Source organism: Sphingobium sp. 3R8 (assembly GCF_020166615.1).
In the GTDB taxonomy this organism is placed as follows: Bacteria; Pseudomonadota; Alphaproteobacteria; order Sphingomonadales; family Sphingomonadaceae; genus Sphingobium; species Sphingobium bisphenolicum.
In genome coordinates, this window is record NZ_JAIQXR010000022.1 from 75,179 (window position 1) to 81,452 (window position 6,274).

Consider the following 6,274-nt stretch of genomic DNA (forward strand, 5'->3'; position numbering starts at 1 on the left):
CTTAAATGTGAATGTCGGTCGGACGGGTGCGGCGCACCCAGTTCGCGACCACCATGCGGGTGAACGTGACGGCGGTGAACACGCTGGTCGCGATGCCGATCAGCAGCACGATGGCGAAGCCCTTGACCGGCCCGGACCCCAGCGCGAGCATGATGCCGCCGGCGATGGCGTGGGTCACGTTCGCTTCGAAGATCGTGCGGCTGGCTTCCTTATAGCCATGCTCGATCGCCGCCACGACATTACGCCCCCGTCGCCGCTCTTCGCGGATGCGTTCGTAGATCAGCACGTTGGCGTCCACCGCCGTACCGATGGTCAGTACGAAACCAGCGATGCCGGGCAGCGTCAGCGTCGCGCCCAATATGCCCATGACGCCCAGGATGACCAGCACGTTGATCGCGACGGCCAGGTTCGCATACATGCCGAAGCGGCCATAGCTGACGAACATGAAGACCGCGACCGCGACCACCGCGACCACCGATGCGATCAGGCCCGCCCGGATCGAATCCGCGCCCAGCCCTGGCCCCACGGTGCGCTCTTCCACCACGACGAAGTTCACCGGCAGCTTGCCCGATCGCAGCGCGATGGCGAGCTGGTTGGCGCTTTCGACGGTGAAGCTGCCGCTGACCTGCGCGCTGCCGCCCAGGATCGGTTCGTTGATGTTCGGCGCCGACAGTACCTTGCCGTCCAGGATGATGGCGAAGGGGCGGTTGACATTCTGCGACGTCACTTGCCCGAACTTGCGGCCACCCGAACTGTTGAACCGGATGTTGACGATCGCCTGGTTGCTCTGGTCATAACCCTGCGTCGCGTCGGTCAGATCCTCGCCCGACACCATTACCTGGCGCTTGACCGCAATCAGGGGAACGCCCTTGGCGGAGACGCCGATGTACGGCGTGCGAGGATCGGAAATTGCCCCCGGATATTCCAGCACTTCGCTGCCAACCGGCGCACGACCTTCGCCCACTTCTGACGAACTGGCGGTCGTGTCGACCAGCTTGAATTCCAGCTTGGCGGTCTGGCCCAGCAGGGCCTTCAAGGCCTTGGGATCTTGCAGCCCCGGCACCTGCACGACGATACGATTGTCGCCCTGCTGCTGGATGGTCGGCTCGCGCGTGCCCATTTCGTCGATGCGGCGGCGGATGACTTCGGTCGATACCTCCATCGCGCTCTTGACCGCGTTCTTGATGCCCGCTTCGGTCGGCGTGATGACGATGGTGGAGCTGTTGACCACCTCGACATTGAAATCGCGCTGGCCGGTCAGGCCCGCCCCCTGCGTCAGCGGGCGGATGCGCTCGACCGCGGCATCGACCTGCGACGGGTCACGCACCATGAAGCTGAGCTTGCCGTCGCGGGCCGAAATATCGCCGATCGCGATCCTGGGATCGCCGCGGCGCAATTCGGTGCGGACCTGCTCTTCCATGTTGGTAAGGCGCTGCTTGGCGACATCCTGCGTCGATGCTTCGAGCAGCAGATGGCTGCCGCCCGACAGGTCGAGGCCCAGATTGACGCGCGTCTGCATGAAGCGCGGCAGGTGCGCGACGGTCGCGTCGGGCAGGAAGCTGGGAATGGCGCACAGCACGCCGATCGCCAGAGGCAGGATGATCGCGAAGATCGCCCAGCGCGAGAAGTTCAGCATGAAGGCGCTCAGTCGTTCGCGGGCTTGGCGGCGGTCGGATCGATCACCTCGGTCAGGGTCGACTTGACCGCCTTGACCTTCAGGCCCGGCGCCAGTTCGATATCGGCGTAAATCTCGTCCACGCGCGCTACCTTGCCGACCAGGCCGCCGCCGGTGATGACCTGATCGCCCTTCTTCACGGCGTCGATCTTCGCCTTATGCTCCTTCATCTTCTTTTGCTGCGGACGGATCAGCAGGAAATAGAAGACGACGAAGATCAGGACCAGCGGCGCCATCTGCACCAGGATTCCGGCGCCGGAGGCTTGCCCGCCCGCGGTCTGGGCAAAGGCTGGGGTAATGAACATGGGTGGGACTGCCTTGTATCTGTCGGTCGCGCACGCCCAGTCGGCGTCCACGGATCAAGGGCGGGCGGCTAACACAGATGGGGGGATAGAGGCAATATGATTAGGGATTCGGACGGCCGGTGGAAAGAGATGCGATTGAGCGCTTGCAACTTCCCATTTGTGCTTATATTGGGCGCCCTCCGGTCGGGACGTAGCGCAGCCTGGTAGCGCATCACACTGGGGGTGTGGGGGTCGGAGGTTCGAATCCTCTCGTCCCGACCAATATTTCAATGACTTAGCCAATATTTTTACCCCGCCGGGGGCCACCAAATTCGCTCTGGTGGTGCGCTGGTGGTGCAAACTTAATTTTGGCGATTGCCACGCAGTGCATCTCAACGCCTCGACATCGCACTCGCCCGGCACCCTTCCGATTGAAGATTCGCCTCACTCTGCTTATGCCAGCCGATAGATGCGAGAGCAGTTGCTTCTTCGCCCCCCCGAGTTCGTCAAAATTCGGGATGGCTATATTGCGTTTCTGAAACGACCAGCAGGAACGGCCTTGACCGCCATCATCCCGACAAGTGTGCTCGGCGCGATGGCATCGGCGGCGAAGCACGGACGCAAACGTCGCAACGGGCTCCACTTAGCGCAATTGGCCTCGGTAGTCGTCGTATTGCTAGCTGTGGTCCTGATCGCTGCTCAGGATCGGATCGCACACGGCGGCGGTTTGGTCCTCCTTTTTGCTGGAGGCTGCACCTTCATATGGGCGCGCAAACGCGCCAAGGTGCGCGATGAACCGGAAATCGAGGAAATCCTCACCGAGCCGGATGAAACGCTGGCGCGTAATCTGCGGGCACTTGACGACTTTCGAAAACAGATCGCCAGCGGCGACATCCCATGCGTCGAGCGACTTCCCGATGGGAACCTTAAGCCCGTTACGAAGAGCGCCCTTCGCGCATTTCTTGCCGATCATGGCACGCTTCTCATTGTCAGCCGGGATCAAAACCTTTGGCAATGCATCCCGCACCGTCCAATTCCCATGAGCGAATTGCTGGTCAAGCTGGGCGGTCGCGTTGCCCCTGCCCTCGTCACCTCCAGAACATTGCTCGACACCGCCGACCGCGACTTATTTGACCGCCGCATAAAGTGGCTTCTTGCCCATTCCGAAGCAGACCCACGTGCAAACTCCTTCCGCGAGGCGATCCAGATCATCATAGCTTTGCGACGCCCCGAACTCGACGGACTGACGTTCGAACGAAAGAAGGAAATCCTTGGCAAAGAGAGGATTAGCGATAGCCGGATGGAGAAAATCCATGCTGGCGTCTATCCAGCCTTCAACAATTATCTGCGCCAATTGCCCATGCATGAATTCCCGTGAATGCGGAACTGAATAGCGTCCAGCGCCTCCCAAAGCCACGTCCTGCGCTCCAACCAGTGGAAAGGACGCCTTCATGCCCCCTGATCGCAACCAACTTCTGACTGTCGTGGACGTGCTCAACGTCACCGGCTTCAAATCTCGGACCACCCTCTATCGCCGCGCCCGCAACGGCAGCTTTCCCAGTCCCTGCCACATTGGCTCTGGCAAAATTCGATGGCGATCCGGCGATGTCGAGGATTGGCTGAACAGCCTTCAGCCCCGCCGCTACTGAACTGAACCGCAGACGCTTCCCGGCTCCGGCCTGATGGCGGGGGCGGGCCCGTCGCGTCTGCATCCCCCAACCCGAACACCCCAAACAATCGTGGTTTCACGAAAGGATGCCCCATGCCTTCCATCCGCAACAGCATCGATCGGCTGGCCGCCTGGCTGGCTGGCCGGTCCCATGTCACGCTGCGCTTCACGGTCCATCAGCGGCTTGCGCCCATCGTCGAGCCGCTGATCGAGCGGCTGCTGCTCTTCGATGACGATGGCGAGACCTACCGCTGTTCGATCAGCCACTGGACCCTCAACGAACGCGCTGTCCTGCACACCCACCGGGGCGTCGTATCGACGCTGCGGGTGGATGGTCCCCTGCAGGATGCAGGCAGAACCTGTCTCCCGCTGGGCGGACTTATCGAAGCCCCGCATGTCACCGCGCATCTCGATCCCATCGCGGCAAGGCAGCTCGACAACCTGTTGCAGGATGCCATCGACGAAGTGATCCAGAATTGGATCATCGAACACGGCCTTTACGACCAACCCCGTCAGCGCCGGGAGATCGACCGCCGCAGGGCCGACCGCGAAGCCAAGCGGATCATCGCCGCCTGGGTGTCCGATGCCACCGCTGACGCTTCGGGAGAAGCCTGCCGGGAAGGATCGGACCATGCCTGATCCGGTCGCCCAAAGGGCAAGGTTGCTGGGCTGCGATGCTACGCATCGAGCCGACAATTCAGATACACACCTCACGCACGGGTGCATCCAGCATTTCTGCGGGTTTGACGCGATGCGGATAGCATCCCGTCAAACGGGAGGACACGGGAACGGCGCAATTGCGCCGTTCCTCGCGATGGCGAATAGCATCTCGGCTGGAGCGGTGCGATGAGCGCCCGCGCCCAGACCGTGCGGCTCTCTCCGGCCCAGCACCGCACCCTTGCCGGCTTTGCCAGACAACGCGGCCTCAGCGAATATGCCATGCTCGCCCGCGTCGTGGACACGGGGCTGGCCGCCCTCGCTCAGGGGGCAAGCAGCGCGATCGACGCCCGCGAGATCGTCACCGAACTGGCATCGGTCGGTACGCGCATCGTGGATGTGGAGCGGATGCTGGACCGCGCGTTGTTCACCGCCTGCGCTGCCTATTGCTACGCCCGCAGCGCCGCTAGTGGCGCGCGCAAGAGCGACGCGATCCTCACCGAGGAGATCACCGCCGCCTACAATCGCCAGCGGAGCCTCGCGCGGGAGAACCGGCCATGACCCGCCCCGACGATCGCCGCAACCATGCCGATGCCCTGCGCAAGCATCATCTCAGCACGCAGGGCGCGCGGCTCAAGCGGCAAGCCCTGGTCATGCTCGCCTCCGTTGCTCTCGGCGGACTGACACTGCCCAACATGATGCTAGGCCGCGACGCGATGCTCGCCACCGGCACCTACTACTGGGCGAGGACCAAGCTCTGGGCCGTTTCCGGCTGGGAGGCGGACACAGGGATCGACGTTCACTATCCCGACCATATCGAACAAGGCCGATCGGCGCGCCAGATCATCGCCCATCCCTATTTCCGGCGGCGCGTCGATCTTGTCTGGTCCTATGGAAAGTGGGGCAGTGTGCTGGGCTTCGGCACCTGGCTTGTGGGCCTGATCGCCTTTCGCGGCGCGATGGCGCGGCGACGCGAGCGCCTTCTGGCCGATCGCTGGATCGGCGGAACGCAAGTGGTGGACGAGAAGCAGCTTGCCAGGCTGACCGGGAAGGAGGCTGACGCACGCCCCCTGTCGATCGGCAAGGTGCTGATCCCCGCCCGTCTGGAAACCCGCCACATGGCGATGATCGGCACCACCGGCAGCGGCAAGACCACCGCCCTGCGGCAATTGCTCGACGGCATCGAGGCGCGGGGCGAAGCCGCGCTGGTCTACGACACCAGCGGCGAGTTCATTGCGCACTATTATGATCCGTCGCGCGGCGACGTGATCCTCAATCCGTTTGACGCCCGCTGCGCCTTCTGGTCGCCCTTCGCCGAGATCGCCCATCCGGCCGATGCCGACCGCATCGCCCACCAGCTCATCACCGAGACCGGGCAACATGACAGCGACGTGTGGCTCGATACCAGCCGTATCCTTGTCGCCAACATGATCCGGGCCTTGTGGCAGGAGAACAGGCGCACCCTGCCCGACCTGCTCCATGCCCTGAAGAACCGCCCCAAGGACGACCTCAAGGAATGGCTCGCCACCAGTTCATCGGCCCGCACCTTTGCCGACGATGCCGACCGGGCCACGGGCAGCGTGCTGTTCATGCTGGCGAAGGCAGCGGACCTGATCCAGTTCCTGCGCGCTGAGGACGGCAAGGCGGGGCCCTTTGCCTTCCGCAGCTTCATTGAAGCGCTGGACCGGCATCCCGGCGCGCGGCCGTGGATATTCGTGCCGAGGAAGGAGGACTATTTCGAGGCCTCGAAACCATTGCTCGCCTGCTGGCTGGAATGCGCGGCCAGCGCCGTGCTGGGCCTACGCCCTTCCGAGGAGCGGCGCATCTGGTTCGTGCTGGACGAACTGGCCGACCTGCCCCGTGTCGACAATCTGGCGCGGCTGCTGCCCGAGGGCCGCAAGTTCGGCGCTGCGGTCGTGCTGACCTTCCAGGCGCTGGGGCAGATGCATCACCGTTATGGGCCGCAGATCGCCGAATCCATGCTGGGCT

General features: G+C 63.4%; 7 protein-coding genes and 1 tRNA gene. 6 read left to right on the forward strand and 2 right to left on the reverse strand.

Going from position 1 to position 6,274, the window contains the following annotated elements; all coding sequences use genetic code 11:
• Position 1: 1 nt before the first annotated feature.
• A complete protein-coding gene (secD, locus tag K9B33_RS18785) occupies positions 2-1,636 on the reverse strand; it encodes a protein translocase subunit SecD (RefSeq protein WP_224550588.1) in 1,635 nt (544 codons plus the stop codon).
• An 8-nt stretch (positions 1,637-1,644) separates the two neighbouring features.
• Complete coding sequence (gene yajC, locus K9B33_RS18790) at positions 1,645-1,980, reverse strand: preprotein translocase subunit YajC (RefSeq protein WP_224550589.1); 336 nt, start codon at positions 1,978-1,980, stop codon at positions 1,645-1,647.
• 184 nt (positions 1,981-2,164) lie between these two features.
• On the opposite strand from yajC, the gene K9B33_RS18795 reads away from it, so the two are divergent.
• The 6 genes from K9B33_RS18795 to K9B33_RS18820 form a co-directional block, all read left to right on the forward strand.
• Positions 2,165-2,241: transfer RNA gene (locus K9B33_RS18795), tRNA-Pro, on the forward strand.
• 277 nt (positions 2,242-2,518) lie between these two features.
• Positions 2,519-3,337, forward strand: a complete 819-nt coding sequence (locus tag K9B33_RS18800; RefSeq protein ID WP_224550590.1) for a hypothetical protein — start codon at positions 2,519-2,521, stop codon at positions 3,335-3,337.
• Positions 3,338-3,410: 73 nt separating this feature from the next.
• Positions 3,411-3,608, forward strand: a complete 198-nt coding sequence (locus tag K9B33_RS18805; RefSeq protein WP_037464378.1) for a helix-turn-helix transcriptional regulator — start codon at positions 3,411-3,413, stop codon at positions 3,606-3,608.
• 113 nt (positions 3,609-3,721) lie between these two features.
• Complete coding sequence (locus K9B33_RS18810; RefSeq protein WP_224550591.1) at positions 3,722-4,267, forward strand: hypothetical protein; 546 nt, start codon at positions 3,722-3,724, stop codon at positions 4,265-4,267.
• A gap of 207 nt (positions 4,268-4,474) precedes the next feature.
• The gene (locus K9B33_RS18815; protein WP_224550592.1) at positions 4,475-4,846 is read left to right on the forward strand and encodes a hypothetical protein; all 372 of its coding nucleotides are present in this window, start codon (positions 4,475-4,477) and stop codon (positions 4,844-4,846) included.
• Positions 4,843-6,274, forward strand: a 1,432-nt coding sequence (locus K9B33_RS18820; protein WP_224550593.1) for a type IV secretion system DNA-binding domain-containing protein, incomplete at its 3' end; no start/stop codon positions are given. The genes K9B33_RS18815 and K9B33_RS18820, both read left to right, overlap by 4 nt.

Bases quoted from the DNA above. Each gene is read 5' to 3' on its own strand.
- yajC (WP_224550589.1), bottom strand. From the start codon at position 1,980: ATGTTCATTACCCCAGCCTTTGCCCAGACCGCGGGCGGGCAAGCCTCC.
- K9B33_RS18805 (WP_037464378.1), top strand. From the start codon at position 3,411: ATGCCCCCTGATCGCAACCAACTTCTGACTGTCGTGGACGTGCTCAAC.
- secD (WP_224550588.1), bottom strand. From the start codon at position 1,636: ATGCTGAACTTCTCGCGCTGGGCGATCTTCGCGATCATCCTGCCTCTG.
- K9B33_RS18810 (WP_224550591.1), top strand. From the start codon at position 3,722: ATGCCTTCCATCCGCAACAGCATCGATCGGCTGGCCGCCTGGCTGGCT.
- K9B33_RS18815 (WP_224550592.1), top strand. From the start codon at position 4,475: ATGAGCGCCCGCGCCCAGACCGTGCGGCTCTCTCCGGCCCAGCACCGC.